Source organism: Methylocystis sp. Uni0008 (assembly GCF_056838045.1).
Map to the genome: position 1 here is coordinate 2,494,165 of NZ_CM166370.1, position 25,521 is coordinate 2,519,685.

A 25,521-nucleotide genomic window follows, 5' to 3' on the forward strand; every position below is an offset into this window, starting at 1 on the left:
CATATGGGTTGAGGCGCAGAAAACGAAGGCCCCGCAGGCGCGTTGACAGGCCGGTCGCCTTCCCCCATGAGGGCGAAGCTTTGATCACACGGGATATGGCGGCTCATGCGCGTCTTCGTGACCGGCACGGCCGGCTTTATCGGCTTTCATCTCGCGAAGCGCCTGTTGGAGGCGGGGCATCTCGTCGACGGCTACGACGGGATGACTCCCTATTACGATCCGAGCCTCAAGGAGGCGCGCCGGTCCCTCCTGTTGCGGACCAACGGTTATCGCGACACGATCGCCATGTTGGAGGACATGGAGGCGCTGACCCCGGCCGCGGAGCAGGCGGCGCCGGACGTAATCATCCATCTCGCGGCGCAGGCGGGGGTGCGCTACTCGCTGCAAAATCCGCGCGCCTATGTCGACGCCAATCTCGTCGGCGCCTTCAACGTTATGGAAATGGCGCGGCTGCTAAAGCCACGCCATTTTTTGTGGGCGTCGACGAGCTCGGTCTATGGCGCGAGCCCGACCGTGCCATTCCACGAGAGCGACCGGACAGATTTTCCTTTAACGCTTTACGCCGCAACGAAGAAGGCCGGCGAGGCGATGGCGCATTCCTATGCGCATCTGTGGTCTATTCCGACGACGATGTTCCGGTTCTTCACCGTCTACGGGCCGTGGGGCCGACCCGACATGGCGCCGCTGAAATTTGTCGATGCGATCGAGAACGACCGCACGATCGACATTTATAATCATGGCGACATGTCGCGCGATTTCACCTATGTCGCAGATCTCGTCGAAAGCGTCGTTCGTCTGATCGATTGCGTTCCTGAGCGGGACGTTGGGGACGACAGCGTTTCGCCGGTGGCGCCCTATCGCGTCGTCAACATTGGCCGCGGCGCGCCGGTGAACCTCCTCGACTTCATCGAGACAATCGAAAGAGTTCTGGGAAAGAAGGCGAAGCGCAATTATCTCGACATGCAGCCGGGAGACGTGCCGCGCACCTTCGCCAGCGCCGATCTGCTGCAGCGGCTGACGGGCTATCGCCCGCAGACGTCGCTCGAGGAAGGCGTCACGGCGCTCGTCGACTGGTATCGCGACTATCGCCGCTCTCATGGAGAACTGGCGTATTGAGCCGCGAGCTATTTCTTGCTTGCAAGGAAGCTGCGCGCAGAGTCTTCGTCGAAGACCGGCGTGATGTGATTGACGTTGAGGTCTGTCCAGGAATGGAAGAGCGCGCCGAGATCGGCGGCGTCATTGGCTTCGACGATGCTCCAGCCTTCGAGCAGGGTGACGGAAAGCCAGTTTCCGATCACTTTCATCCCCTTCGGATTGGCGTCGCCGAGTTTCTGGAAACGCTTGAGAACTTCGTTGCGATGCTCTGGCATCATTTCGTAATAGATCGCGAACAGCATCGGCCATCCTCCCTTTGCCTGAAAATGCAAGTTGCGCCAGCCTGGCGAGAACGACGCTAAAACTGCCGCAGTACGAAGTCACAGACAACCCGACCGGCTCATCCGATCCAGTCGGGAACGCTGTCAAGCGCGATGATCTCCTCAACGCTCTGGCGCTTGCGAATGACGGCGTGGCGCGCGCCGTCGACCAAAACTTCCGGGACGAGCGGCCGCGTGTTGTAGGTTCCGGACTGCACGGCGCCATAGGCGCCCGCCGTCAGCACGCAGAGCAATTCGCCGGCGCGCGGCTCCAACATCTTTCGGCCATGCGCAAGATAGTCGCCCGTCTCGCAAACGGGCCCGACGACATCGGCGACGATCTCTTGCCGATCGGCGTTCTGGCGCACGGGGATGATGTCGTGCCAGGCGTCGTAGAGCGTCGGGCGGATAAGATCGTTCATGCCGGCGTCGACGATCACGAATGTCTTCGCGTCGCCATGCTTCACATAGATGACGCGGGTGATGAGCACGCCGGCGTTGCCGACGATGAGGCGTCCTGGCTCCAGCACCAGCTTGCAACCGAGTCCGCCGAAATGCCGGCGCACGATCTCAGCGTATTTTTCGGGATGGTAGGACTGCGGATCGTCGCCTTCGTGATAGGGGATGCCCAGTCCGCCGCCGAGGTCGACATGCGAAATCGCGTGGCCATCGGCGCGCAGGTCGCGCACGAGCTCCGCGAGCAGCGAAAAGGCCTCGTCGAAGGGCGCGAGATCGGTGAGCTGCGAGCCGATATGCATGTCGGCGCCGGCGATTTCGATCCCTTTCAGCCTTGAGGCGAAGGCGTAAACTTCGCGCGCGCGCGACAGCGGCACGCCGAATTTGTTTTCGGCGAGGCCGGTGGAAATCTTCTTATGGGTGCGCGCGTCGACGTCCGGATTGACGCGCAGCGACACGCGCGCGGGACGCCCGAGAGCGAGCGCGGCCTGCGACAGGGCTTCGAGCTCCGGCTCCGACTCGACGTTGAAACAGAAGATTCCCGCGCCGAGCGCCGCCGCGATTTCGTCGCGCGTCTTGCCGACGCCGGAGAAGGTGATTTTCTCGGGGGCGACGCCCGCCGCGCGGGCGCGCGCCAGCTCTCCCGCCGAAACCACGTCCATGCCTGCGCCCTCTTTCGCAAGAAGGCGCAACACGGCCTGGTTGGAATTGGCCTTCACCGCGTAGCAGACGAGGGCGTCGAGGTCGGCGAAGGCTTCCGAAAAGACGCGGTAGTGGCGTCTGATCGTCGCCGCCGAATAGCAATAGAAGGGCGTGCCCACCGCGTCGGCGAGCTTCTCCACGGCGATCTCCTCGGCGTGGAGCGCGCCGTTGCGATAGTCGAAGAGATGCATCGGCTTAAAGCAGCGGGTCGAGCGGGAAGGGGTATTGCGCCGGCGGGCGATTGCCGATCGTGCCGGGAATCGGCGGCGGCGGGACAGACGGGGCCGGCGCGCCGGGCGACGGCCGCGGCGCGGTTCGCGCCGCCTGCGCTTCCGCTTCCGCTCGCAGGATAGCGCCGCGCGCCTGAGTCTCGGGCGGGAGCTCCAGAGGACCGCGCCGGCCGCAAGCGCCTAGGCTCGCGGCGACGAGCGCCAGCGCAAGAACCGCCAGCGGGCGGCGGGTGAGGAGTGGAGGCGTCACGGCGATTCGTCCCAGAGGCAAGCCGGGGCAATATAGCGATGAAGCGCAAAAAGGCGAGGGCGCAGGCGCTCTGCCGTGAGCTTCTCTTTGCCCGCGGGCGGGAACTCGGCCGCGACTCCTCGGCGGGAGCCTCCACCGGACGCGATTTTGGCGCGGCGCAAGCTCGGCAAAAAGCTGAAGCTCAGCTGCGCTCGAGGCCGCGGCCGTTAACCCAAAAACCCTGAAAAACCGGGCTGTCCGACGGCGCGTCTTTACGATTGGGGCTTCGCGTGGTTAGTTCATACATGGTCAGCGTTCCGCGTTTATTCGCCGCCCTTGCCGCGGCAGTGTTGTTGACGGCGGCCCCTGCAGACGCTGCGGTGCGCATCCGCATCGACCTGACGGCGCAACGGCTCGAGGCGTGACTCCGGAAGGCGAGACCGTCAGGTGGAAGATCTCGAGCGGCCGCCGGGGCTATGAGACGCCCACCGGGTCCTACAGCGTCATGCGCATGGAGGCCGATCATCATTCTGATGAATATGATCAGGTGCCGATGCCTTACTCCATCTTCTTTTCGCCGCGTGGGCTCGCGATCCACGGAAGCTACGAGCGCGGCCTGGGCCGCGCGCTCTCACATGGCTGCGTGCGGCTGGCGGTGCCGAACGCCCGTCAACTCTTTGGTTGGGTTGAGAAACATGGGGCGACGATTGAAATTACGGGCGGCGGCGGCCGAGCGTATTCCCGCCAGGAAGTCGAGCGCCCCCGCCTGACCCGCCGGCTGCGGCCCGTGTATCAGGAACCGTCCTTCGACTCCGGCATGGAGAGCTTTTCCCCCTATTAGGCCCAGCGTGGTCCGTTGCAACTCGGCAACAGTCTCCGACTGAATCGACGCGGATGCTGCAGCGCGTTTGCGGGGCTGCTTATTAATGGGTAATGCTCGGATTTCTGGCGCTTGTTGACGACGAGCAGAGTAGAGACATTGACGACATCGAAGACCCCCCTCCTCGACCGGATCGCGACCCCCGAAGATCTGCGCAAGCTGCGCCCCAACGATCTTAAGCAATTCGCCGAGGAGTTGCGCCACGAGACGATCGACGCCGTCTCGGTCACCGGCGGGCATCTGGGAGCCGGCCTCGGCGTCGTCGAGCTGACGGTCGCTCTGCATTATGTTTTCGATACGCCGCGCGACAAGGTGATCTGGGACGTCGGCCATCAGACATACCCCCACAAGATCCTCACCGGCAGGCGCGACCGCATCCGCACGCTGCGCATGGGCGGCGGGCTGTCCGGTTTCACCAAGCGGGCGGAAAGCGAATATGACGCCTTTGGCGCCGGCCACTCCTCGACCTCCATTTCGGCCGGACTCGGCATGGCGGTGGCGCGGGACCTCGCCGGCGGCGACAATCACGTCGTTGCGGTGATCGGCGACAGCTCGATGTCCGCCGGCATGGCCTATGAGGCCCTGAACAACGCCGGCGCGCTGCACTCGCGGCTGATCGTCATCCTGAACGACAACGACATGTCGATCGCCCCCCCGACGGGCGCCATGTCCGCCTACCTCGCCCGCCTCGTTTCCGGCGGCGCCTATCGTTCGATCCGCGAGGCGGCGAAACAGCTCGCCAGCCATTTGCCGCGCTTCATCTACGACAAGGCGCGCAAGGCCGAGGAGTTCTCGCGCAGCTTCATCACTGGCGGCACGATGTTCGAGGAGCTCGGCTTCTATTACGTCGGGCCGATCGACGGACATAACCTCGACCACCTGCTGCCCGTGCTCAAAAATGTGCGTGACAAGGACGACGGGCCGGTTCTCGTCCACGTCGTCACGCAAAAGGGCAAGGGCTTCGGGCCGGCGGAGGAATCCGCCGACAAGTGCCACGCCGTCAACAAATTCGACGTCGCGACCGGCATCCAGATCAAGCCCAAGGCCAATGCGCCGACCTACACCAACGTGTTCGCCAAGGCGCTGATCGCCGAGGCCGAACATGACGACAAGATCGTGGCGATCACCGCGGCGATGCCGTCGGGAACGGGCCTCGACATTTTCGGCAAGGCCTTTCCCCACCGCACCTTCGACGTGGCGATCGCCGAGCAGCACGCCGTCACCTTCGCCGCCGGCCTCGCCTGCGAGGGCTATAAGCCCTTCTGCGCGCTTTACTCCACCTTCCTGCAGCGCGGCTACGATCAGGTCGTTCACGACGTCGCGATCCAGAACCTGCCGGTGCGTTTCGCCATGGATCGCGCCGGCCTCGTCGGCGCCGACGGCCCGACCCACGCGGGCGCTTTCGACATCGCCTATCTCGGCTGCCTGCCCGGCTTCGTCATCATGGCGCCGTCCGACGAAGGCGAACTGATGCATATGGTGGCGACGGCGGCGGCCTATGACCAGGGTCCGATCGGCTTCCGCTATCCGCGCGGCGAGGGCATGGGCGTCGAATTGCCGGAACGCGGCGAAATTCTCGAGATCGGCAAGGGCCGTATCCTGCGCGAGGGGTCCAAGGTCGCCATTCTCTCGCTCGGCACGCGGCTCGCGGATTCGATGAAGGCGGCGGCGGAGCTCGAGAATTACGGGATCTCGACGACCGTCGCGGACGCCCGCTTCGCAAAGCCCATCGATCGCGACCTGCTGCGTCGCCTTGCGGCGAACCACGAGGCGCTCATCGCCATCGAGGAAGGCTCGATCGGCGGCTTTGGCGCGCAGGTCTTCCAGGCGCTGTCCGAAGATGGAATGCTGGACGGGGCGCGCGGGGCGTTCAAGTTCCGCAGCATGACGCTGCCCGACGCCTACATCGACCATGACAAGCATGAGTTGATGATCGCGAGGGCGATGCTCGACAGCAAGGCGATCGTCGGCAAGGTGCTCGAACTTCTCGGCGACGAGAAGGGCGCCGCGCGGGTGATGATCGCCTGAGCGCTCTCCCATAAGGAGAGGGGTTGCGCCGGGATTTTGTCAAAGACCGCCGATGATATTCTGCGTCTCCGCCGCCGACGCCCCAACGACGGCCGGCGCTTATGTTCTGGCCTTGCGTCTCGACGCCCCGCTCAATGTTCGCGTCGGGAGAACCTCCGCGTCGCTTTCCGCCGGCGATTACCTCTATTGCGGCTCGGCGCGCGGGCCGGGCGGGCTGCGGGCGCGGCTCGCGCGGCACATGCGCCCGCAAAAGCGCGCCCATTGGCATATCGATCAGCTCACATCGGCGGCGCGGATTCTCGGCGCCTTCATCGACGAAGCAGGCGACGAATGCGCCCTCAACGCCGCGCTCGATCGGCTGCCGGCTCCTGTAGCCGGCTTCGGCAGTTCCGATTGTCGCCGCTGCGCCGCGCATTTGCGCTTCTGGCCGGAAGGCGCGGCTCTTCCTTCCGGTTGGGAAAATGCTAGGAAGGCGGCTGAATCCCATCTCCCCTAGCCGGGAGGTTCGCGGCCGCGGCTTGCCGGCAGGGTGACAGCGCCAGTTCAGCGTTTCACTTCAGCCGGCGACTTCGGCGCATCGTCACCCCTCCCCGGACTGCTCCGCAGTCCGACCCTCCCCGTCAAGGGGAGGGTAGGGCGCAGCGGAATTAGCCCCTCATGTCCAAAGACGAAAACAGAACCAAGATTGACGCGCGCACGCCGCGCGGGCTCGCCGATCGCGAGGCGGGAGAACTCGCGGCCACCGGCCGGATGCTCGACGTCATCCGCGAGGTCTATGAACTCTATGGCTTCGAGGCGCTCGAGACGCCGGCGATCGAATATACCGACGCGCTCGGAAAATTCCTGCCTGACCAGGACCGGCCGAATGAGGGCGTCTTTTCCTTTCAGGACGACGACGAGCAATGGCTGTCGCTGCGCTATGATCTTACCGCGCCGCTGGCCCGCTTCGTGGCGCAGAATTTCGATCGGCTGCCGAAGCCTTATCGCTCCTATCGGGTCGGTCCGGTCTATCGCAACGAGAAGCCGGGGCCGGGGCGGTTTCGGCAGTTCATGCAGTTCGACGCCGATACGGTCGGCTCCGCCTCGCCGGCCGCCGACGCGGAGATCTGCATGATGGCCGCGGACGCCATGGAGCGGCTCGGGATCGCCCGCGGCGACTATGTGATCAAGATCAACAGCCGCAAGGTTCTGGACGGCGTCATGCAGTCGATCGGGCTTTCCGGCGAGGAAAACGCGCACCGCCGCCTCGTCGTGCTGCGCGCCATCGACAAGCTCGACAGGCTCGGCCCCGACGGCGTCCGGCAATTGCTGGGCGAGGGCCGCAAGGACGAGAGTGGGGATTTCACCAGGGGCGCAGGGCTTCCTCTGCCGGCGATCGACACGATCCTGTCCTTCAGCCTCGGCGGGCAGTATCGCGACGGCGCGCCGGCCTTCGATCTCTTTGGCCTGCTCGGCAAGAGCGAGATCGGCGCCCAGGGCGCCGAGGAGCTGCTCGAAATTGAGGATCTTGCGCGCGACGCCGGCTATGGTCCGGATCGCATCCGCATCGATCCTTCCGTCGTGCGCGGCCTCGAATATTACACGGGCCCGGTCTTCGAGGCGGACCTCACTTTCGAGACGCGCGACGAGAAGGGCAATCCCGTGCGCTTCGGCTCGGTCGGCGGCGGCGGCCGCTACGACGGCCTCGTCGGGCGGTTCAGGCCGGAGAACACGCCGGCGACGGGCTTCTCGATCGGCGTTTCGCGACTGTTCGCGGCGCTCAAGCTCATCGGCAGTCCGATCGTCTCCGCGCGTCCGCATGTCGGCCCGGTCGTCGTGCTGGTGCTCGATCGCGACCGGCTCGCCGATTACCAGCGCATGGCGGCGCAGCTGCGCGGCGCTGGCATCGCCGCGGAAATCTATCTCGGCGGCGCGGGCATGAAAGCGCAGATGAAATACGCCGACCGGCGCAACAGCCCGCTTGCGATCATCCAGGGCTCCGACGAAAAGGCGCGGGGGGAGGTCACCATCAAGGATCTCGTCGCCGGCGCAAGGGCTGCCGCCAATATCGCCACCAACGAAGAGTGGAAGGCGCTTCGTCCCGCCCAGTTCGCTGTCCCCGAAGCCGAACTCGTCGAACAGGTTCAAAAGGCGCTCAAGGAACAATTCTAGCCTGCGGCGAAGCTGATCATTGCCTCGCGCGCAGGCGCGTATAGTTTTTGCGAAGGGATAGAGGAGCAAACATATGAACGGCGACACGCCCAAATCAATCGTTCATCCCACCGATCTCTCCTTCGCAAGCCAGGACGCCTTCGCGCATGCGCTGCGCATCGCCGTCGCCTGCAAGAGCATGTTGCATATCCTGCACATCGAAGCTCCCGAGACCGACGAGGACGATTGGGACCGTTTTCCGCAGGTGCGCGAGATGCTGGCGCGCTGGAAGATGATCTCGCCGGCGGCGACCCGCGAGGAGGTCGTCGAACAGCTCGGCGTCAGATTCGTCAAGGCCTCTGTCGAGTCCGAAACCCCGGTCGCGGGCGTCGCCGCCTACGTCGAGCGGCACCTGTGCGATCTACTGGTGATGATGACGCGGCCGCGCAGCGCGCTCGAGCGCGTGCTCGCCGGATCAGTCGCGGAGCAGACGGCGCGCGAGACTCATGTGCCGGCGCTCTTCTTGCGCGAGGACCAAAAGGGATTTGTCGATCGGGAGACGGGCGCAATCTCGCTCAACACCGTGCTGATGCCGGTTGAGGCGTCGGTCTCGCCGCTCGACGCCTTCCGCCACGTCGCCGACATCGCGCATTGTCTCAATCCGGCCGCCGACGTCATGTTGCTGCATGTCGGCGAGGACCTGCCGATCTTCGAAGGCCTGCTCCCGCACATCGAATTGCGTCGCGGGCCGGTCGTCGAGACGATTCTCTCCTATGCTCAGGAGATCAAGGCGGACCTGATCGCCATGCCGACGCGCGGGCGCCAGGGGCTGCTCGAAGCTTTGCGCGGCTCGACGACGGAGCGCGTGCTGCACGAGGCGCCCTGTCCGCTGCTCGCGTCGCCGGTGAAATAAGACGCCGTCATTGTGGAGGGCGCCGAGCAATCCAGAAGCTCAAGCGCGGCTGGATTGCTTCTCGCGGGGCGCAGGCGCTACAGGGAGCGCTGGAAATGCAGCACGCCGCCCTGCGCGCCCTTCAGGATGAGGTCGTCGCCTTTGGTGTCCCAATAGGGGCCAGAGAGCAGGACCGCCCAATAGTCGCGTTCGAACGCTGCGAGCGGGCCTTCGCACTTGCGCTCGTTGATCGCCGGCATGGTGCGCGGTCCGAGCCGGTTGGGGCCGATGATGAAGATGCCCGACCAGTTCTTGCAGCCCGAAAAGCCGTTGGCGCGTCCCGTCGAGTCGATCGAGATCCACATCTCCACCGGCGGCGCTTTGCCGTTGATCTCCTTGAGCACGAAATTCTGGTTGTGCGGGAACGGCTGATAGCGCGGAATGCCGCCCGTCTCCTTGTTTTCGTCCTCCGGCTGGGCCTGCTCTGCGCCCTGGGGCGACTTTGCGCGGCTCTTGGCGTCGGCTGGCGCGGCGGCGAGCGCGACGGCGCAGAGCGAGGCGGCTAAGGCGAGCAAAATCCTGTTCATCGCGTCAATCATCCTTCCGATAAGGCGACCTCGCGCCGGGCGGCCTTGGCCGCGGCGCAGCGCCTTATAGCATGCTCGGCAGGACGCGGTCAGGCGGGCGGTGGCCGTCCATGAAGGTTTTGATGTTGATGATCACCTTCTCGCCCATATCAATGCGGCCCTCGATGGTCGCGGAGCCCATATGCGGCAGAAGCGTGACCTTCCCTGCCTTGGCGAGCTTCAACAATTTGGGCGAGACGGCGGGTTCATGCTCGAAGACGTCGAGTCCGGCGCCGGCCATTTCATCCGCTTCGAGCATGCGCACCAGGGCGTTCTCGTCGACGATTTCGCCGCGGGCGGTGTTGACCAGAATCGCGTGGGGACGCAGATGCGCCAGTCTGCGGGCGGAGAGAAGATGATAGGTCGCCGGCGTATGCGGGCAGTGGATCGATACGACGTCGACCCGCGCCAGCATTTGGTCCAGAGACTCCCAATAGGTCGCCTCCAACTGCTCTTCGATGTCGGCGGAGACTCGCCTACGATTGTGATAATGGATTGAAAGACCGAAGCTTTTCGCCCGCCGCGCCAAAGCCTGTCCGATCCGGCCCATGCCGACGATGCCGAGCCTCTTCCCGGTGATCCGATGGCCGAGCATCCAGGTCGGCGACCAGCCGGCCCAGGAGCCGTCAGGAATGGCGCTTGCGCCTTCGACGAGGCGGCGCGACACCGAAAGGATCAGCGCCATGGTCATGTCGGCGGTGTCTTCGGTCAGGACGCCGGGCGTGTTGGTGACCGTGATGGAGCGGTCGAGCGCCGAGGCGACGTCGATGTTGTCAACGCCGTTGCCGAAATTGGCGATGAGCTTCATTTGCTCGCCGGCTTGGGCGATCAGATGCGAATCGATGCGGTCGGTGATCGTGGGCACCAGCACGTCGGCCGTGCGCATGGCCTCCACGAGTTCATCATGAGTGAGCGGCTTGTCGCTTTCATTAAGGCGCGTGTCGAACAACTCGCACATGCGGGTTTCGATCACCTCGGGCAGCCGGCGCGACACGACAACGAGCGGCTTCTTTTTCGGCATATCCCTGGTCGTGCCTCCGCGTTTATGTTGTGTCGCAGCAGCGTTTCTGCGATTGCGCTATGATCTTCGCCGCTTCGCCGAAGCGGATGAAAAGACGCCGGCGGGTTGCGCCGGCTTCAACCGGGTCTTAACGGCGGTCGGCGACAAAACCAATACGCCCCCTTAGCGAACGCATTCGACTTCCTAGCAGATGACGGGCCAAAGACAAGCGAGCGATCAGTCCATCATGTCGCCAATAAATGCAGCATTTGCGCCAATTTCGACAGCTTTCTCAGGCGCTCAGGAACTTTTCCAGAAGCGCCGCCACGGGTTTTTCGCGGCGCTCCTCTGCGCGTTTTTTTGCGCAGCGCACGCGCACGCTCAGGAGCCTCAGAAGGGGCCGGTCAGCGGTCTGCCCTTGCCCCGCTACGTCAGCCTCAAATCGGATCGCGTCAACGTCCGCGAGGGGCCGAGCAAGGAGCATCCGACGCTGTGGATCTACGAACGCGCTGCGCTGCCCGTCGAGATCACGGCCGAATTCGAAACCTGGCGCAAGATCCGCGATTCCGAAGGCGCCGAGGGATGGGTGCTGCATTCGCTGCTCTCCGGAAGGCGCACCGCCTTGGTCGCGCCGTGGAAAAAGGAGCCGCAGCTGCTCTTGGCCGCCGATCATTCGACTCCCACGGCGAAGCTCGGCCCGGGCGTCATCGGCAGCCTGCGCAGCTGCGACGGCAAGTGGTGCCGAATCGCCGGCAAGGGTTTTGACGGCTACATGGAGCAGGAAAATCTCTGGGGCGTCTATCCGGGCGAGAAGTTCGAATGATCAAACGGACGCGCCCGGCGCCAGGCGGCTCTTGAGTTTATCCAGCGCCGCCGAAATGGAAGCTCGACTGAAGGGCTTGGTGACGACCGGCGCATCCGCATGCGCCTCGAGCACGCCCTGTTCGCCGTAGCCCGTCACGAAGGCGAAGGGCTTGTGCCGGCGCTCCAGGACGCCGGGGAGAACATGAGCCTTCTGGCCATTGAGGTTGATGTCGAGAAAGGCGAGGTCGAATTCTTCGGTCGTCGCCTTGTTCAGCGCGTCCTGGATGTTGCCGGCGGTGGCGACGACCCGCGCGCCGAGCTCCTCGAGAAACATCTCGAGCGCCATCGCGATAACGGCCTCGTCTTCGACGATGAGTATGCGTGGTTCGCTCATCTGAGCACGTCCATGGTGAGGGGGATGTCCATTTCGCAGCGCAAGCCTACCGGCGGGAATTCGACGGCGACGTGAGCGCCCGCGTCTGAGGCGAGCGTCCTCTCGATCAGCCGCATGCCGAACCCCTTGCTGGACGGCGGCGATATCGTCGGTCCGCCATGCTCGCGCCAGACGACATGGAGCATGGGCGCTCGCCGATCGGAGTCGACGCTCCATTCGACGGCGACCCGTCCGCCAGGCGCCGCCAGCGCGCCATGGATGACGGCGTTCGTGCACAACTCGTGCAAGGTCATCGCCAGGGCCGACGCGATGCGCGGGCAAACGTCGACGGAAGGTCCCGAGATTTCGAAATTTTCCGCGCCAGCCGGCGCGACCGCGGTGCGAACGAGTTCTTCGACCCGCGCCTTCTCCCAGTTCTCCCGAGTGAGGACGTCATGCACGGCGGCGAGCGCCAGCAGACGGTTCTCGAAGATCTTGGCCGAATTCGGCTTCAGGTCGCGCAGCGAATGCATTGCGACGGAATGAACCGTCGCGAGCGTGTTCTTGACGCGATGGTTCAGCTCGTGGATCAGGAGCTGCAGACGTTCGCGATCGCGCTCCTGTTCGGTGACGTCGGTGTTGGTGCCGTACCATCCAACGATGGCGCCGTTCTCGCGCAGGGGTTCGACGCGGGTCAGGAAAGGTCGGTAGAGGCCGTCGGCGCCTTTCAGCGGAAAAATCATCTGGAAGAATTCGCCGTTCCTGATCGCATGCGTCCAGCGCTCCAGCATTTTGGGGAGCACGTCAGGATGATGGACGGACTGCCACCCCCATCCCGCCATATCCTCGGGCGTCGTGCCGGTGTACTGATACCAACGGTCGTTGTACCAGAACACCCAGCCGTCGGGACGCGCCATCCAGGCAAGATTCGGCATGGAGTTGGCGAGCGCCTTGAATTGCGCGTAAGTGATTTCGGATTCCTTTTCGGCCGCCCGTTGCGACATTGTTCCCCGCCCGAACCTGTTTCCAAAGAGCGGTTCGGAGCTCCGCGCGGGCGCCGAGCTCTTTGGAAAAATGTCTTCTGTAAGAGATATAGGGCGGGCTTAGGCGCGGCGAAGACGCACGACGACATCGACGCGCGCGATGCGCAAGCCGTCCGGCGGCCGAGGAAGATCGGACACCGAAACATTCGCGCCGGCGATGTCGTAGAGTTCGCCGTCATCCTCCAGCAGGAAGTGATGATGATCGGCGGTGTTCGTATCGAAATAGACCCGGGCGCCGTCGACGGCGATCTCCCGCAGCAAGCCCGCCTGGGTGAACTGGTGGAGCGTGTTGTACACGGTCGCCAGCGACACCGAGAGATTGGCCGCGAGCGCCTCTTCATAGAGCCGCTCCGCCGTTACGTGGCGATCGCCCGTCGGACCGAAAAGCAGCTCGCCGAGCGCCAGACGCTGCCGGGTGGGCCGCAGGCCCGCATCGGCCAGCAGCGCGCTGACCGGCTTGCGCGGTGCGGCGTCAGGCGGAACGGTGGGCGGAATGCTGTCGGCGTCCATTGGCGGCTCGCGGTTCTCTCCTTGGCATCATAGGGAGAATGGCGGGAAATTCAACGCCGCTCGGCCCTTGCGGAGCCGTTCGCGACGCCGCTTTCAGCCCGCGCAAGGCTATGTTACGGATCGTTTCGCCCAGAAGCGGCGCCGTCGCCGGCGCCAATAAAGATAAGGGCGCGCCTAACGGCGCTCAGGGGGATGGGCCTTCCAAGGCTCCAACGCGAGGATTAAGGAACGATGGGCGAGAGGCGCTCCTCTTTCGGCTACGAGGACTTGCTGGCGTGCGGCGAGGAGAGGCTGTTTGGCCCCGGCAACGCGCAGCTGCCGCTGCCGCCGATGCTGATGTTCGACCGCATCACCGAGATTTTCGAAGAGGGAGGCGCGCATGGCAAGGGCTATATGCGCGCGGAGCTCGACGTGAAGCCGAGCCTCTGGTTCTTCGACTGCCATTTCAAGGGCAATCCGGTGATGCCCGGCTGCCTGGGCCTCGACGCCCTGTGGCAGATGGTCGGCTTCTATCTCGCCTGGCTCGACAATCCCGGACGCGGCATGGCGCTGGGCGTCGGCGAGGTGAAATTCAGCGGCCAGGTTCGCCCGACCGTGAAGACGGTGACCTATGGCGTCGACTTCAAGCGCGTCTTCAAGGGCAAGCTCGTGCTCGGCATCGCCGACGGCTGGGTCGCGGCCGATGGGGAACGGATTTACGAGGCGAAGGATCTGCGCGTCGGGTTGGCCAAGGCAGAGGCGCCGGCCGCCTGAATGCAAACGAAAGGCGACGGTGAACTCAGTCCGTCGCCAGAGGAGTTGGAGCAATGAGACGAGTCGTCGTCACCGGCATGGGCATCGTGTCGTCGATCGGCAACACCACCCAGGAAGTGATCGCGTCGCTGCGCGAGGCGAAGTCCGGCATCGTGCGGGCGGAGAAATACGCCGAACTCGGCTTCCGGTCGCAGGTCCACGGCCTGCCGTCGCTCGACCCCTCGACGATCGTCGACCGCCGCGCCATGCGCTTCCATGCGACCGGCACGGCCTGGAACCATGTCGCCATGGATCAGGCGATCGCCGACGCCGGCCTGACCGAGGCGGAAATTTCGAACGAGCGCACCGGCATCATCATGGGGTCGGGCGGTCCTTCGACCCACACGCTCGTCGAGGCGGCGGACATTACCCGCACCAAGGGGCCGAAGCGCGTCGGTCCCTTCGCGGTGCCGAAATGCATGTCGTCGACCGCCTCGGCGACGCTCGCCGTCTGGTTCAAGATCAAGGGCGTCAATTATTCGATCTCGTCGGCCTGCGCGACGTCGAACCACTGCATCGGCAACGCCTATGAGCTGATCCAATACGGCAAGCAGGACATGATTTTCGCGGGCGGCTGCGAGGAGCTGGAGTGGGAGCTCTCGGTCCTCTTCGACGCCATGGGCGCGATGTCGTCCTCCTACAATGATCGTCCGGCGACGGCCTCGCGCGCCTATGACAAGAATCGCGACGGATTCGTCATCGCGGGCGGCGCTGGCGTGTTGGTGCTTGAAGAACTCGAACACGCGAAGGCGCGGGGCGCGAAGATCTACGCGGAAGTCGCCGGCTATGGCGCGACCTCCGACGGCTACGACATGGTCGCGCCGTCCGGCGAAGGCGCGGTGCGCTGCATGCAGCAGGCGCTCGCGACGGTGAAATGCCCGATCGACTACATCAACCCGCACGCCACGGCGACGCCGGTCGGCGACGCGAAGGAGATCGAAGCGCTGCGCGAAGTCTTCGGCGTCGGCGACAAATGCCCGCCGATCGCGGCGACCAAATCCCTCACCGGCCATTCGCTCGGCGCGACGGGCGTGCAGGAGGCGATCTATTCCCTGCTGATGATGCAGAACGGCTTCATCTGCGAGAGCGCCAACATCGAGGAGCTCGATCCGGATTTCGCCGACATGCCGATCCTGCGCGAACGGCGTGACAATGTGAAGCTCGGCGCGGTGCTGTCGAACTCCTTCGGCTTCGGCGGCACCAATGCGACATTGGTGTTCAAACATCCCGACGCCTGACATGCGCAATAGCGGGCGTCATGACCGGGCGTGTCCCCGGCCATGACGCTCGTAGCGCGCCGCGCTCTTCTTTGCTTGTCTGTTTCTTCGCCGGGCGTAGGCCCGTCCTTTCCATCTCACCGACGATGACAATCACAAGATGACAGTTGCAACCGGCCTCATGCAGGGTAAGCGCGGGCTCGTCATGGGCGTCGCCAATGATCATTCGATCGCCTACGGCATCGCGCGCGTTCTTGCGCGTCACGGCGCGACGCTCGCGTTCACCTATCAGGGCGAGGCGTTGGGCAAACGCGTCAAGCCGCTCGCCCAGGAGCTCGGCTCGAACCTCGTGCTGCCGTGCGACGTCGAGGATCTTTCGACCGTGGACCAGGTGTTCGCGCGCCTTGAATATGATTGGGGCGATATGGATTTTCTCGTCCACTCGATCGCCTATTCCGACAAGAGCGAATTGAAGGGACTCTACGCCGACACCTCGCGCGAGAATTTCATTCGCACGCTCGTCATTTCCTGTTTTTCCTTCACCGAAGCGGCGCGCCGCGCGGCGGCGCTGATGAAGAAGGGCGGATCGCTGTTGACGGTGAGCTTCGGCGGTGGAACGCATGTCATGCCGAACTACAATGTCATGGGCGTCGCCAAGGCGGCGCTCGACTCATCGGTGCGCTATCTCGCCGCCGACTTTGGCGATCGCGGCATTCGCGTCAACGCGCTGTCGCCCGGCCCCGTGCGCACCATGGCGGGCGCCGGCATCACCGGCGCGCGCGCAATGGGCGCGTTTCAAAAGAAGCATTGTCCGCTGCGCCGGATGATCACGCTGGATGAAATCGGCGGCTCGGCGCTTTATTTTCTATCGGAGCTTTCGGGCGGCGTGACCGGCGAAGTCCATCTCGTCGACGCCGGCTACAACATCATGTTGCAGCCTCGTCCGGAGGATTTGAACGGCGAGGAGTGACACAATGCGAACAGCGCTGACTTTAGCCTTCGTTCTCGCCGGGGCGCCGGCAATGGCCGCGAGCGCCGATCCGACCACCGGCGCGCAGATCGCAAAAACCGAATGCGCATCGTGCCATGCGATCGGGCGCGACGTCGAGGCGAAGAGCCCCGATCCGAAGGCGCCGCGCTTTATCGACGTCGCAAAAATGACGTCGACGACCGAACTGTCGCTCAAAGTGTTCCTGCGCTCCTCGCACAGGAATATGCCCAACATCATTCTCTCGCGCGAAGAGATCGACTCCGTCGCGAGTTATATTTTGGGGCTCGGAGGCAAATAGCCGCCAAGCCCGCTCGTAAGCCGAAAACTTATGCGGCCATCTTCTGTCCCGACATCCTGCGGCATTCCTCGGCGCAGCGACGGCATTCGTCGGCGCATTCCTTCATGTCCGGAATGGGATCGCATTCCTTGGCGCAGGTTTCGCACGCCTCAGCGCAAAGCGCGCAAATCTGTTTCGCCTGCGGCGAATTCATCAGCATCATCTGCGCGCTGTCGCGGCACATATCCGCGCAGGCGATCATGGCTCGAAAGTGTTTCGGCTTTACATGTTCGCCGCCCTGCTCGAGGCAGTGGGTCATCGCCATGCCGAAACACATCTGATAGCAGCTCAGGCAGGCGTCGATACAGGCCTGCACTTCCTTCGGGATCATGCGCATGATTGCTGGTTCCTTCTAAGGCTCCCCGGCTCGCCGCCCTGCACGCAGCTAGTTCAGAGGCTTCACGGGTCAAGATTGGCGCATCGCGTGACGCCGCATAAGCTTGCGCTTACTAAGGGCTTGACGTCGCGGCGCTGGGCGCCGACCTTTGAGAGGCGCGAATGACTGAGATCGCGCTAGTCATCGCCCTGACATGATTGAGAGATTGAACCTGAGACGCTTGGACCAGATTTGGCGGTCAAGAGGATTGTGCATTGAGCGCTCCGAAAACCGGCGGCGGGCGCGAGGCCTCTGAATGACTTCGCATGATAACGACTTGATGGAAGACGCGGCTCGGCGGCTGCCCGTCGTCAGGCCAGCGGATCGCGCCGGATTCATCGGGGCGCTGCGGGCGCGGCTGCCGAAAGGAGCGCTCAGCGCCTTGGGCGTCGCCGCCAGTCTCGCCGTCTTTGCGCTCGCCGCCTACATTCTTGGCAAGACGCTGTCGAACCTCAGCTACGCCGATCTGCTGAACGCCTTTCGCGCCACAAGCGGCGCGCAGATCCTTGCTGCTTTAGCCCTGTCGGTGCTCTCATACGTGTTCCTCACGGGCTATGACGTCGTGGCGCTGCGCCATATGCGAGCCTATGCGCCTTACAGAGTTTCGGCGCTTGCGTCGTTTGCGAGCTACGCCATTTCCTTCAATCTCGGTTTCCCGATCATCACCAGCGCGGCCGTGCGCTACTGGATCTATTCACGCGTCGCGCTGAATGCGCTGCAGGTGGCCAACATTACGATCTTCGCCGGCGTCACCTTCTGGCTGGGGATGACGCTGATGATGGGCGTTGGCTTCGTTTACGGCGCCGACGCGCTTGCGGCGCTCGACGGCTTGCCCGCCTTTCTGCACATTATTCCAGGCGTGCTCATCCTCGCTGGCGTGCTGTTCTATTTCGTCTGGGTGACGCTCGCCCGGCGCAGCATCCGGCTTCGCGGCCACGCTTTGGAGTTGCCGGGCTTCGCGCCAACTTTGGCGCAGTTCACGCTCGGCGTCGCCGATCTGAGCTGCGCCGCCGGCGCGCTCTATGTGCTGCTGCCCGAGGGCGTCCCGCTCGACTTCATTCCCTTCGTCGCGGTCTATGTCGTCGCCTGCATTCTCGGCGTGATCAGCCATGCGCCCGGCGGCATCGGCGTCTTCGAGGCGACCATGCTGCATGCCATTCCGGCGGCTTCGCAGGAGAGCGTGCTGGCGTCGCTTCTCTTGTTTCGGATGATCTACTACTTCATTCCGTTTGTCGTCGCGCTTGCGCTTCTGGGCGCCGACGAAGGCGCGCGTCGCTGGGGGCCGCTGCGTGAGGCGATCGCGCGCATCCTGGAAGAGCGCTCCAATTGAGCGGCGCCGGACCAGTCGCCATGACCCTTTCCAGTCAGCCGCTGAAATGGCGCAACCAGGCGCTGGATGTCCTCGCGCCCGTCATCAATGCGCTGCCGGAGCCGATCTTCGTCATCGACTCGGAAACTCATGTCGCCGCCGTCAATATCGCGGCGCAAGGGCTCTCGCCCGCCATTCGGCTCGGCGAACCGCTTTCGCGCAGCCTCCGCTCGCCCGACATGCTCGACGCGGTCGCGCGCGTGCTCGCCGGCGGCGAGGCGGAGAAGACGGTCTGGGTCGAGCGCCTGCCGGTGGAATGCTGGTTCGAGGCGCATGTCGCGCCGATGCGGATCGAAGGCTTCGAGGCCGCGGCCATGGTGAGCCTGCGCGATCTGACCGAATCGCGGCGGGTCGAGCGCATGCGCGTCGACTTCGTCGCCAACGCCAGCCACGAGCTGCGCACGCCGCTCGCGTCGCTGCTCGGCTTCGTCGAGACCCTGCAAGGCCCGGCCCGCGAGGACGCGGAAACCCGCGACAAGTTTCTCGGCATCATGCGCGAGCAGGCGCAGCGCATGGCGCGCCTCGTCGACGATCTGCTGTCGCTGTCGCGCATCGAGCAGCATATGCATCTGCGGCCGGCGACGCCCGTCGATCTGACGCTGCTCGTCGCGCATATCGTCGACACTTTGTCGCAGATGGCGGAGGACAGAGGCGTCGCCATCAATCTCGATCTTCAGCCCAACGTCGTCGCGCCCGGCGATCGGGACGAACTTGCCCGAGTCGTCGAGAATCTCGTCGAGAACGCGCTGAAATACGGCTGCGCGGAGGATGGCGCCTGCAAGCCCATCGACATCTCGCTCGTTCGCGAGGGCGGGCTCGTCATTCTTTCGGTGCGGGACTACGGCCCTGGCGTCGCGCCGGAGCATATTCCGCGGCTGACGGAGCGTTTCTACCGCGTCGATGCGGGGAAGAGCCGCGCGAAAGGCGGCACCGGACTCGGACTGGCGATCGTCAAGCATATCGTGCTTCGCCACCGCGGCCGGCTCGGCATCGAGTCCGCGCTTGGGGAGGGGACGCTGTTTCGCGTCATCCTGCCTGCCAGCGATGAGTGATTTGTAAATATCTGATTTTATATAGTAATATATGTCATCAAACTGTAATCTTTCTGTCACAAAAACCTATTGTCGGATGGATAGTTTCCCGCTGGCGATGACGCAGGGCGACATCGCCAGTCAGTTCTCGAGCGAAAGAGACCCTTCAAATGATCTCGACGATTTTCAGGCGCGGCGCTGGCGCAGCGCTCGCCCTCGCCGCTATGGTCGGCGTGGCGACGGCGCTGGACATTTCCGGCGCCGGCGCGACCTTCCCTTATCCGATCTACGCCAAATGGGCCGAGGCTTATAAGAAGGAGACCGGCAACGGACTGAATTATCAGTCGATCGGCTCCGGCGGCGGCATCAAGCAGATCAAGGCGCGCACGGTGACCTTCGGCGCCACCGACCAGCCGCTGAAGCCCGAGGAGCTGCAGTCCGCGGGTCTCATCCAGTGGCCGCAGGTGATCGGCGGCATCGTTCCGGTCATCAACCACCCGGGCATGTCCGGCGGCGAACTCACGCTCGACGGCGACACGCTCGCCAAAATCTTCCTGGGCGAAATCGTCAAATGGGACGACCCGGCGATCAAGAAGCTCAATCCGAAGGTGAAGCTTTCCTCGGAGGCCATCGTCGTCGTTCATCGCTCGGACGGATCCGGCACGACCTTCAACTTCACCAATTACCTGTCGAAGGTTTCGCCCGACTGGCAGTCGAAAGTCGGCGCCAACACCTCGGTCGAATGGCCCGTCGGCATCGGCGCGAAGGGCAATGAGGGCGTCGCGAACAACGTCGCCAACACCAAGGGCTCCGTCGGCTATGTCGAATACGCCTACGCCAAGCAGAACAAGCTGACCCACACCAAAATGGTCAACAAGGACGGCAAGGTCGTCGCGCCGAGCATGGATACGTTCCAGGCGGCCGCGGCGGGCGCGGACTGGGCTCATGCCGAGGGATTCTATGAAATCCTGACCAACGAGCCTGGCGCGAAGGCCTGGCCGATCACCGCAGCGACCTTTATCCTTCTCCCCAAGGAGCCCAAGGATGAAGCGGCCGCGGCGGAGGCCATGAAGTTCTTCTCCTGGGCCTTCGCTCATGGCGGGAAGATGGCCGAAGAGCTCGATTACATTCCGATGCCGAAAACGGTCGTCGAGCTGATCAAAAAGACCTGGACGGGCGTCAAGGGACCAAGCGGCAAACCGCTGTCGTCGCTGTGACGCGGCCCGATTGACGACATTGGCGATCCGACGGCCGCTTGGCGCGGCAGTCGGATCAATGAGCGCCAATGCTCGGGAGCGGCGGTGGGAGTTGAGCGGATGTACTCGATCGAGCCGAGCCGGCGCAGCGCGAATGGAACCGGCGAGGAGGCGGGTTCGGAAATGTCGGAAATAGTCTTGCAGCAGGCGTCGTCAACGTCAGTCGCCCCCGATCGAACGCGCGTCCTCGGACGAATGGCGCTCGCGGACAAAACTTTCCGCGAAGTGACGCGCGCCGCGGCGGTGATCGTCCTTCTGATCCTGGGCGGCGTGATCGTTTCGCTCGTATACGGCTCGCTGCCGGCGATGCAGGCCTTCGGCTTCGGCTTCCTGATTTCGCAGTCATGGAATCCGGTCACCGAAAATTTCGGCGCGGCGGCCCCGATCTACGGCACGGTCATGACGTCGATCATCGCCATGCTGATCGCCGTTCCCGTCGGCCTCGGCATTGCGGTCTTTCTCACCGAGCTTTGCCCGCACGTTATGCGCCGTCCGATCGGCACGGCGATCGAGTTGCTCGCCGGGATTCCCTCGATCATCTATGGCATCTGGGGCCTTTTCGTTCTGGCGCCTTTTCTCCAGTCGCATGTTCAGCCCGCGCTGATCGCGGCCTTTGGCGACATCCCCGTTTTTTCCACGCTGTTTGCCGGCCCGCCTTACGGCATCGGCCTGCTTACGGCGGGCTTCATTCTCGCGATCATGGTGTTGCCCTTCGTCGCGTCGATTTCGCGCGACGTCTTCGAGACGGTGCCGCCGGTGTTGAAAGAAGCGGCGACCGGCATCGGCTGCACGACGTGGGAAGTGATGCGCTACGTCGTGATGCCTTATACGCGCGTCGGCGTGATCGGCGGCGTCATGCTTGGACTGGGACGCGCGCTCGGCGAGACGATGGCGGTCACTTTCGTCATCGGCAACGCGCACAAGATTTCCGGATCGCTGCTCGCGCCCGGCACGACGATCTCGGCGACCATCGCCAATGAGTTCACCGAGGCGGTCGGCGATCTCTACACGTCGGCGCTGATCGAACTCGGCCTCATCCTCTTCTTCATCACCTTCGTCGTTCTGGCGATTGCGCGTTACATGCTGATGCGCATCGAACAGAAGTCCGCATAGGGAGGCGCTCCATGTCGCTTTATGCATCCAGACGCAACGCCAACTCGATCGCGACAACGCTCTGCTGGGCGGCGGCGCTTTTCGGACTGACGTGGCTGCTCCTGATCCTTATGGCGCTTCTCTATGAAGGATTTCGCGGCCTCTCGCCTGCGGTCTTCACCGAGATGACGCCGCCGCCTGGCAGCGACGGCGGTCTGCTCAACGCCATCGTCGGTTCGCTCATCATGACGGCGATCGGCGTTGGCGTCGGCACGCCGCTCGGCATGCTCGCAGGCACCTATATGGCCGAATATGGCCGCTATTCGAAGCTCACCACCGTCGTGCGCTTCATCAACGACATCCTGCTCAGCGCGCCGTCGATCGTCATCGGCCTTTTCGTCTACACGATCCTCGTGCACCCGATGGGTCACTTCTCGGCGATCTCCGGCGCCGTGGCCTTGGCGCTTCTGGTCATCCCCGTCGTTCTGCGAACGACGGAGGACATGCTGCTGCTCGTGCCCGGCTCGATGCGGGAGGCCGCTTCGGCGCTCGGCGCGCCGCGCGCGCATGTCGTCGCCAGCGTCGCCTATCGGGCCGCCAAGGCGGGCATGATCACCGGCGTGCTGCTCGCCGTCGCGCGCGTCTCCGGCGAGACTGCGCCCCTTCTTTTCACGGCGCTGAATAATCAGTTCTGGAGCACCAATCTGGCGGCGCCGATGGCGAGCCTGCCGGTCGTCATCTTCCAGTTCGCGCTCTCGCCCTACAAAGACTGGCAGCAACTCGCCTGGACCGGCGCGCTGCTGATCACCGTCGCAGTTCTCGCCCTGTCGATCGCCGCGCGCTCCCTGAGCGCCGGCCGGAGGAAATCGAAATGAACGCCGCCGTCCAAGCCCCCAAAGAGCCGCCGACGAAAATCTCGGTCCGCAGCCTCGATTTCTATTACGGCGCGGATCGTTCGCTCAAGAATATCAGCCTGCCGCTGCGCGCAAACAAGGTGACGGCCTTCATCGGACCTTCAGGCTGCGGCAAGTCGACGTTGCTGCGCGTGTTGAACCGGATGTACGACCTCTATCCGGGTCAGCGAGCCGAAGGGGAAGTGCTGCTCGACGGCGAGAACATTCTCGACCCGGCGATCGACCTCAACGCCCTGCGCTCGCGGGTCGGCATGATCTTTCAGAAACCGACGCCTTTCCCGATGTCGATCTATGAGAACATCGCCTTCGGCATTCGGCTTTACGAGAAGCTGTCGCGCGCCGATCTCGACGCGCGCGTCGAAGCGGCGCTGCGCGGTGCCGCCCTCTGGGACGAGGTGAAGGACAAGCTCCACGCGAGCGGTCTCGGCCTCTCGGGCGGGCAGCAGCAGCGACTCTGCATCGCCCGCAGCGTCGCCGTGCAGCCGGAAGTCATTCTGTTCGATGAGCCCTGTTCGGCGCTCGATCCGATCTCGACGGCGAAAGTCGAGGAGCTGATCGAAGAGCTCACCAGCCGCTACACGATCGCGATCGTCACACACAACATGCAGCAGGCGGTGCGCGTCTCCGATTACACCGCCTTCATGTACCTCGGCGAACTCGTCGAATTCGGCGAGACGGACGACGTGTTCAACAAGCCCAAGGAAAAGCGGACGCTCGACTACATCACGGGCCGTTTTGGCTGAACCAGCATTCGAGGACGGCGCTCATGAGCGATCACATTGTAAAATCCTACGACCGGGACCTTGAGGCGCTCGGACGCCGCATCGCTGAAATGGGCGGCGTCGCGGAAAAAATGTTGGCGGAGGCGATGGACGCGCTCTCCAACTTCGACGTCGACCTCGCCCATCGGGTCGTCTCCAGCGATCCGCGGCTCGACGCGCTCCAGCGCGAAATCGAGGAGAACGCGATCCTCACCATCGCGCGGCGACAGCCCCTGGCGGTCGATCTGCGCGAATGCATCGCGGCAATCCGGATCTCCGGCGATATCGAACGCGTCGGCGACCTCGCCAAGAACATCGCCAAGCGCACGCTCAAGATCGTGTCGGAGGCGCGGGTGCCGCGCGCCATCGTCGGACTCAAGTCGATGCATGAAGTCGCCGCGATGCAGCTCAAGGACGCGCTCGACGCCTACGCCCTGCGCGACATCCAGCGCGCGCGCGCGGTGTGGCAGAACGATTCCGATCTCGATGCGCTGGAAGACTCGGTGTTCCGCGATCTTCTCACCTTCATGATGGAGGACCCGCGCAACATCTCCTTCTGCACGCATCTGCTGTTCTGCTCAAAAAATCTGGAGCGGATCGGCGATCACACGACCAACATCTCGGAGACGGTCGTCTATGTCGTCACCGGCGAGCCGATGCCCACCGAGCGGCCGAAATCGCGCGTTCCCGATTTCGGGCTCAAGGATGAGGCGACGCAATGAACGAAGCGACGTCCGTGATGCCGCGCAGCGGCAAAAGCGATCGCGCGCCGCGTATCCTCGTCGTCGAGGACGAGACCTCGCTCGCGACGCTGCTCGTCTATAATCTCGAGGCCGAAGGTTACCAGGTCGAGCATGTCGACAATGGCGATGAAGCCGAGCTGCGGCTCGCCGAGTCGCCGCCTGACCTTGTCATTCTCGACTGGATGCTGCCAGGCGTTTCAGGTCTCGAAATCTGCCGGCGTCTTCGCGCGCGCGACAGCGCCAAGGATATGCCGGTGATCATGCTCACCGCGCGCGGCGAGGAAGGCGAGCGCGTGCGCGGCCTTTCTGTCGGCGCGGACGATTACGTCGTCAAGCCGTTCTCGACGCCGGAGCTCATGGCTCGGGTGCGCGCGCTGCTGCGCCGGGCGCGACCCGAACGCGTCGCCTCCAGGCTGACGCTTGGCGACATCGACCTCGACCGCGACACCCGCCGCGTGCGGCGCTCCGGCCGCGAAATTCATCTTGGTCCGACCGAGTTCCGGCTGCTCGAATATTTCATGGAGAAGCCGGGTCGCGTCTTCACCCGCGCGCAGCTGCTCGACAGCGTCTGGGGCATGTCGGCGGAGATTGACGAGCGCACGGTCGACGTCCACGTCGGGCGGTTGCGCAAGGCCCTGATCCGCGGCCGCGAGAAGGATCCGATCCGCACCGTGCGCGGCGCCGGTTATTCCTTCGACGAAACTTTCGGACACGAGTGACGGGCCGCGGCGCCCGATTATGCGTAACGCTGCGCGCGGAGCTGATCGCGCGCGCGGCGGCGATCCTGGGCCGGCTGATAGGCGACGCGCGCGTGATAGGCGCAGTAAGGTCCGCCGCCGATCGTCGACTTGCCGCCGCAGAAGCGGAACTCCGGCGACGTGGGGTCGCCCATCGGCCAGCGGCACATGGATTCTCGCAGCTCCATGAGCGTGACGCGCTCGGAGATGGGGATCACCACCTCTTCCTCGCGCGCAAGCCGCGGCGCAGCCAACACGTGCGGCGCGAAAGCGAGCGCCAGATTGCCGTGCGACGAGACGCCGTTCATGCGCGGCTGCGTCTGACGCGGGGCCTTGGCGACGCGCGGACGTTGTGCGTTCGCCGTCTTGGCGCGCTCGGCGAGTCCGAGGCGATGGATCTTTCCGATCACGGCGTTGCGCGTGATGCCTGGTCCGAGTTCAGCCGCCACTTGGCTGGCGCTCAGGCCGTCGCTCCAAAGCTTGCGGAGCAGTTCGACGCGTTCGTCGGTCCATGACATTAGGCTTCTCCATTCTTTCGGGTCGCGCGCGGATCGGAGTTTCTTCCGAGCAACGCAGGCCTGAAGCCC

General features: G+C 64.2%; 30 protein-coding genes. 20 read left to right on the plus strand and 10 right to left on the minus strand.

Translation table 11 applies throughout. The features are described 5' to 3' along the window. Positions 1-105 precede the first annotated feature (105 nt). Complete coding sequence (locus tag AC0X69_RS12415; RefSeq protein ID WP_482608023.1) at positions 106-1,116, plus strand: NAD-dependent epimerase/dehydratase family protein; 1,011 nt, start codon at positions 106-108, stop codon at positions 1,114-1,116. Positions 1,117-1,124: 8 nt separating this feature from the next. Here AC0X69_RS12415 and AC0X69_RS12420 read toward each other — a convergent pair whose 3' ends face one another. The 3 genes from AC0X69_RS12420 to lptM all read right to left on the minus strand — a co-directional run bounded on the left by AC0X69_RS12420 (position 1,125) and on the right by lptM (position 3,053). After that, positions 1,125-1,397 (minus strand): DUF3303 domain-containing protein, encoded by a 273-nt coding sequence (locus tag AC0X69_RS12420; RefSeq protein ID WP_482608025.1) that lies wholly within the window; start codon positions 1,395-1,397, stop codon positions 1,125-1,127. A 98-nt stretch (positions 1,398-1,495) separates the two neighbouring features. Beyond that, positions 1,496-2,764 (minus strand): diaminopimelate decarboxylase, encoded by a 1,269-nt coding sequence (lysA, locus tag AC0X69_RS12425; protein WP_482608026.1) that lies wholly within the window; start codon positions 2,762-2,764, stop codon positions 1,496-1,498. Between the two features lie 4 nt (positions 2,765-2,768). Beyond that, the gene (lptM, locus tag AC0X69_RS12430) at positions 2,769-3,053 is read right to left on the minus strand and encodes an LPS translocon maturation chaperone LptM (RefSeq protein ID WP_482608027.1); all 285 of its coding nucleotides are present in this window, start codon (positions 3,051-3,053) and stop codon (positions 2,769-2,771) included. A gap of 269 nt (positions 3,054-3,322) precedes the next feature. Here lptM and AC0X69_RS12435 point away from each other — a divergent pair, with 269 nt between their 5' ends. The 6 genes from AC0X69_RS12435 to AC0X69_RS12460 all read left to right on the plus strand — a co-directional run bounded on the left by AC0X69_RS12435 (position 3,323) and on the right by AC0X69_RS12460 (position 8,983). Next, complete coding sequence (locus AC0X69_RS12435) at positions 3,323-3,457, plus strand: hypothetical protein (RefSeq protein ID WP_482608029.1); 135 nt, start codon at positions 3,323-3,325, stop codon at positions 3,455-3,457. After that, on the plus strand, positions 3,454-3,873 hold the full coding sequence (locus tag AC0X69_RS12440) for a L,D-transpeptidase (protein ID WP_482608031.1): 420 nt from the start codon (positions 3,454-3,456) through the stop codon (positions 3,871-3,873). Before AC0X69_RS12435 ends, AC0X69_RS12440 begins: the two co-directional genes overlap by 4 nt. 138 nt (positions 3,874-4,011) lie before the next feature. After that, positions 4,012-5,940 carry a 1-deoxy-D-xylulose-5-phosphate synthase gene (gene dxs, locus AC0X69_RS12445; RefSeq protein ID WP_482608033.1) on the plus strand — a complete coding sequence of 643 codons (1,929 nt, stop codon included), beginning with the start codon at positions 4,012-4,014 and terminating at the stop codon, positions 5,938-5,940. Positions 5,941-5,992: 52 nt separating this feature from the next. Then, the gene (locus tag AC0X69_RS12450) at positions 5,993-6,436 is read left to right on the plus strand and encodes a GIY-YIG nuclease family protein (protein WP_482608035.1); all 444 of its coding nucleotides are present in this window, start codon (positions 5,993-5,995) and stop codon (positions 6,434-6,436) included. A gap of 161 nt (positions 6,437-6,597) precedes the next feature. Then, the gene (gene hisS, locus AC0X69_RS12455; RefSeq protein ID WP_482608036.1) at positions 6,598-8,091 is read left to right on the plus strand and encodes a histidine--tRNA ligase; all 1,494 of its coding nucleotides are present in this window, start codon (positions 6,598-6,600) and stop codon (positions 8,089-8,091) included. 73 nt (positions 8,092-8,164) lie between these two features. Continuing rightward, entirely contained in the window at positions 8,165-8,983 is an 819-nt protein-coding gene (locus tag AC0X69_RS12460; protein WP_482608038.1) for a universal stress protein, read from the plus strand. A gap of 77 nt (positions 8,984-9,060) precedes the next feature. Here the strand turns inward: AC0X69_RS12460 and AC0X69_RS12465 are convergent, their stop codons facing one another. Together AC0X69_RS12465 and AC0X69_RS12470 are read right to left on the minus strand one after the other, a co-directional pair. After that, on the minus strand, positions 9,061-9,549 hold the full coding sequence (locus AC0X69_RS12465; RefSeq protein WP_482608039.1) for an META domain-containing protein: 489 nt from the start codon (positions 9,547-9,549) through the stop codon (positions 9,061-9,063). A 64-nt stretch (positions 9,550-9,613) separates the two neighbouring features. Further along, complete coding sequence (locus tag AC0X69_RS12470; RefSeq protein WP_482608041.1) at positions 9,614-10,609, minus strand: 2-hydroxyacid dehydrogenase; 996 nt, start codon at positions 10,607-10,609, stop codon at positions 9,614-9,616. Positions 10,610-10,799: 190 nt separating this feature from the next. Between AC0X69_RS12470 and AC0X69_RS12475 the strand changes: the two genes are divergently transcribed. Next, entirely contained in the window at positions 10,800-11,411 is a 612-nt protein-coding gene (locus tag AC0X69_RS12475) for an SH3 domain-containing protein (RefSeq protein ID WP_482608043.1), read from the plus strand. On the opposite strand, the gene AC0X69_RS12480 is transcribed toward AC0X69_RS12475, so the two are convergent. From AC0X69_RS12480 to irrA, 3 genes are all read right to left on the minus strand, one after another. Then, a complete protein-coding gene (locus AC0X69_RS12480; protein ID WP_482608045.1) occupies positions 11,412-11,786 on the minus strand; it encodes a response regulator in 375 nt (124 codons plus the stop codon). It abuts the gene before it with no gap. Next, the gene (locus AC0X69_RS12485) at positions 11,783-12,769 is read right to left on the minus strand and encodes a sensor histidine kinase (RefSeq protein ID WP_482608047.1); all 987 of its coding nucleotides are present in this window, start codon (positions 12,767-12,769) and stop codon (positions 11,783-11,785) included. Before AC0X69_RS12485 ends, AC0X69_RS12480 begins: the two co-directional genes overlap by 4 nt. Before the next feature lie 99 nt (positions 12,770-12,868). After that, on the minus strand, positions 12,869-13,318 hold the full coding sequence (gene irrA / locus AC0X69_RS12490) for an iron response transcriptional regulator IrrA (protein ID WP_482608049.1): 450 nt from the start codon (positions 13,316-13,318) through the stop codon (positions 12,869-12,871). A 231-nt stretch (positions 13,319-13,549) separates the two neighbouring features. On the opposite strand from irrA, the gene fabA reads away from it, so the two are divergent. The 4 genes from fabA (at position 13,550) to AC0X69_RS12510 (ending at position 16,616) form a co-directional block, all read left to right on the plus strand. After that, positions 13,550-14,071, plus strand: a complete 522-nt coding sequence (gene fabA, locus AC0X69_RS12495; RefSeq protein WP_482608051.1) for a 3-hydroxyacyl-[acyl-carrier-protein] dehydratase FabA — start codon at positions 13,550-13,552, stop codon at positions 14,069-14,071. A 53-nt stretch (positions 14,072-14,124) separates the two neighbouring features. Beyond that, the gene (gene fabB / locus AC0X69_RS12500) at positions 14,125-15,348 is read left to right on the plus strand and encodes a beta-ketoacyl-ACP synthase I (RefSeq protein WP_482608053.1); all 1,224 of its coding nucleotides are present in this window, start codon (positions 14,125-14,127) and stop codon (positions 15,346-15,348) included. Positions 15,349-15,487: 139 nt separating this feature from the next. Continuing rightward, positions 15,488-16,297, plus strand: a complete 810-nt coding sequence (gene fabI, locus AC0X69_RS12505; protein ID WP_482608054.1) for an enoyl-ACP reductase FabI — start codon at positions 15,488-15,490, stop codon at positions 16,295-16,297. A gap of 4 nt (positions 16,298-16,301) precedes the next feature. Next, positions 16,302-16,616, plus strand: a complete 315-nt coding sequence (locus AC0X69_RS12510) for a c-type cytochrome (protein ID WP_482608056.1) — start codon at positions 16,302-16,304, stop codon at positions 16,614-16,616. A gap of 28 nt (positions 16,617-16,644) precedes the next feature. Here the strand turns inward: AC0X69_RS12510 and AC0X69_RS12515 are convergent, their stop codons facing one another. After that, positions 16,645-16,992, minus strand: a complete 348-nt coding sequence (locus AC0X69_RS12515) for a four-helix bundle copper-binding protein (protein ID WP_482608058.1) — start codon at positions 16,990-16,992, stop codon at positions 16,645-16,647. 295 nt (positions 16,993-17,287) lie between these two features. On the opposite strand from AC0X69_RS12515, the gene AC0X69_RS12520 reads away from it, so the two are divergent. From AC0X69_RS12520 to phoB, 8 genes are all read left to right on the plus strand, one after another. Then, a complete protein-coding gene (locus tag AC0X69_RS12520) occupies positions 17,288-18,361 on the plus strand; it encodes a lysylphosphatidylglycerol synthase domain-containing protein (RefSeq protein ID WP_482608059.1) in 1,074 nt (357 codons plus the stop codon). Positions 18,362-18,381: 20 nt separating this feature from the next. Continuing rightward, positions 18,382-19,452, plus strand: a complete 1,071-nt coding sequence (locus AC0X69_RS12525; RefSeq protein WP_482608061.1) for an ATP-binding protein — start codon at positions 18,382-18,384, stop codon at positions 19,450-19,452. Positions 19,453-19,601: 149 nt separating this feature from the next. Continuing rightward, positions 19,602-20,648, plus strand: a complete 1,047-nt coding sequence (pstS, locus tag AC0X69_RS12530) for a phosphate ABC transporter substrate-binding protein PstS (protein WP_482608063.1) — start codon at positions 19,602-19,604, stop codon at positions 20,646-20,648. A 234-nt stretch (positions 20,649-20,882) separates the two neighbouring features. After that, the gene (pstC, locus tag AC0X69_RS12535; RefSeq protein ID WP_482613387.1) at positions 20,883-21,800 is read left to right on the plus strand and encodes a phosphate ABC transporter permease subunit PstC; all 918 of its coding nucleotides are present in this window, start codon (positions 20,883-20,885) and stop codon (positions 21,798-21,800) included. 11 nt (positions 21,801-21,811) lie between these two features. After that, positions 21,812-22,654 carry a phosphate ABC transporter permease PstA gene (gene pstA, locus AC0X69_RS12540; protein ID WP_482608064.1) on the plus strand — a complete coding sequence of 281 codons (843 nt, stop codon included), beginning with the start codon at positions 21,812-21,814 and terminating at the stop codon, positions 22,652-22,654. Beyond that, the gene (gene pstB / locus AC0X69_RS12545) at positions 22,651-23,436 is read left to right on the plus strand and encodes a phosphate ABC transporter ATP-binding protein PstB (RefSeq protein WP_482608066.1); all 786 of its coding nucleotides are present in this window, start codon (positions 22,651-22,653) and stop codon (positions 23,434-23,436) included. The genes pstA and pstB overlap by 4 nt, the downstream gene beginning before the upstream one ends. Positions 23,437-23,459: 23 nt before the next feature. Next, positions 23,460-24,176 carry a phosphate signaling complex protein PhoU gene (gene phoU / locus AC0X69_RS12550; RefSeq protein ID WP_482608067.1) on the plus strand — a complete coding sequence of 239 codons (717 nt, stop codon included), beginning with the start codon at positions 23,460-23,462 and terminating at the stop codon, positions 24,174-24,176. Further along, positions 24,173-24,916, plus strand: coding sequence for a phosphate regulon transcriptional regulator PhoB (gene phoB, locus AC0X69_RS12555; protein WP_482608069.1), 744 nt, complete (start codon positions 24,173-24,175; stop codon positions 24,914-24,916). The genes phoU and phoB overlap by 4 nt, the downstream gene beginning before the upstream one ends. A 17-nt stretch (positions 24,917-24,933) precedes the next feature. Here the strand turns inward: phoB and AC0X69_RS12560 are convergent, their stop codons facing one another. After that, positions 24,934-25,452 (minus strand): GcrA family cell cycle regulator, encoded by a 519-nt coding sequence (locus AC0X69_RS12560; RefSeq protein ID WP_482608071.1) that lies wholly within the window; start codon positions 25,450-25,452, stop codon positions 24,934-24,936. Between the last annotated feature and the right edge of the window lie 69 nt (positions 25,453-25,521).

What these genes read in the sequence shown, in the direction of transcription:
- AC0X69_RS12470 (WP_482608041.1), bottom strand. Translation starts at nt 10,609, where the DNA reads ATGCCGAAAAAGAAGCCGCTCGTTGTCGTGTCGCGCCGGCTGCCCGAG.
- AC0X69_RS12560 (WP_482608071.1), bottom strand. Translation starts at nt 25,452, where the DNA reads ATGTCATGGACCGACGAACGCGTCGAACTGCTCCGCAAGCTTTGGAGC.
- hisS (WP_482608036.1), top strand. Translation starts at nt 6,598, where the DNA reads ATGTCCAAAGACGAAAACAGAACCAAGATTGACGCGCGCACGCCGCGC.
- AC0X69_RS12520 (WP_482608059.1), top strand. Translation starts at nt 17,288, where the DNA reads ATGACTTCGCATGATAACGACTTGATGGAAGACGCGGCTCGGCGGCTG.
- pstA (WP_482608064.1), top strand. Translation starts at nt 21,812, where the DNA reads ATGTCGCTTTATGCATCCAGACGCAACGCCAACTCGATCGCGACAACG.
- AC0X69_RS12460 (WP_482608038.1), top strand. Translation starts at nt 8,165, where the DNA reads ATGAACGGCGACACGCCCAAATCAATCGTTCATCCCACCGATCTCTCC.
- fabA (WP_482608051.1), top strand. Translation starts at nt 13,550, where the DNA reads ATGGGCGAGAGGCGCTCCTCTTTCGGCTACGAGGACTTGCTGGCGTGC.
- phoB (WP_482608069.1), top strand. Translation starts at nt 24,173, where the DNA reads ATGAACGAAGCGACGTCCGTGATGCCGCGCAGCGGCAAAAGCGATCGC.
- lysA (WP_482608026.1), bottom strand. Translation starts at nt 2,764, where the DNA reads ATGCATCTCTTCGACTATCGCAACGGCGCGCTCCACGCCGAGGAGATC.
- pstS (WP_482608063.1), top strand. Translation starts at nt 19,602, where the DNA reads ATGATCTCGACGATTTTCAGGCGCGGCGCTGGCGCAGCGCTCGCCCTC.
- pstB (WP_482608066.1), top strand. Translation starts at nt 22,651, where the DNA reads ATGAACGCCGCCGTCCAAGCCCCCAAAGAGCCGCCGACGAAAATCTCG.
- AC0X69_RS12485 (WP_482608047.1), bottom strand. Translation starts at nt 12,769, where the DNA reads ATGTCGCAACGGGCGGCCGAAAAGGAATCCGAAATCACTTACGCGCAA.
- AC0X69_RS12510 (WP_482608056.1), top strand. Translation starts at nt 16,302, where the DNA reads ATGCGAACAGCGCTGACTTTAGCCTTCGTTCTCGCCGGGGCGCCGGCA.
- AC0X69_RS12450 (WP_482608035.1), top strand. Translation starts at nt 5,993, where the DNA reads ATGATATTCTGCGTCTCCGCCGCCGACGCCCCAACGACGGCCGGCGCT.
- phoU (WP_482608067.1), top strand. Translation starts at nt 23,460, where the DNA reads ATGAGCGATCACATTGTAAAATCCTACGACCGGGACCTTGAGGCGCTC.
- pstC (WP_482613387.1), top strand. Translation starts at nt 20,883, where the DNA reads ATGGCGCTCGCGGACAAAACTTTCCGCGAAGTGACGCGCGCCGCGGCG.
- fabI (WP_482608054.1), top strand. Translation starts at nt 15,488, where the DNA reads ATGACAGTTGCAACCGGCCTCATGCAGGGTAAGCGCGGGCTCGTCATG.
- AC0X69_RS12475 (WP_482608043.1), top strand. Translation starts at nt 10,800, where the DNA reads ATGACGGGCCAAAGACAAGCGAGCGATCAGTCCATCATGTCGCCAATA.
- AC0X69_RS12420 (WP_482608025.1), bottom strand. Translation starts at nt 1,397, where the DNA reads ATGCTGTTCGCGATCTATTACGAAATGATGCCAGAGCATCGCAACGAA.
- irrA (WP_482608049.1), bottom strand. Translation starts at nt 13,318, where the DNA reads ATGGACGCCGACAGCATTCCGCCCACCGTTCCGCCTGACGCCGCACCG.
- AC0X69_RS12480 (WP_482608045.1), bottom strand. Translation starts at nt 11,786, where the DNA reads ATGAGCGAACCACGCATACTCATCGTCGAAGACGAGGCCGTTATCGCG.
- AC0X69_RS12515 (WP_482608058.1), bottom strand. Translation starts at nt 16,992, where the DNA reads ATGCGCATGATCCCGAAGGAAGTGCAGGCCTGTATCGACGCCTGCCTG.
- fabB (WP_482608053.1), top strand. Translation starts at nt 14,125, where the DNA reads ATGAGACGAGTCGTCGTCACCGGCATGGGCATCGTGTCGTCGATCGGC.
- AC0X69_RS12465 (WP_482608039.1), bottom strand. Translation starts at nt 9,549, where the DNA reads ATGAACAGGATTTTGCTCGCCTTAGCCGCCTCGCTCTGCGCCGTCGCG.
- AC0X69_RS12525 (WP_482608061.1), top strand. Translation starts at nt 18,382, where the DNA reads ATGACCCTTTCCAGTCAGCCGCTGAAATGGCGCAACCAGGCGCTGGAT.
- AC0X69_RS12415 (WP_482608023.1), top strand. Translation starts at nt 106, where the DNA reads ATGCGCGTCTTCGTGACCGGCACGGCCGGCTTTATCGGCTTTCATCTC.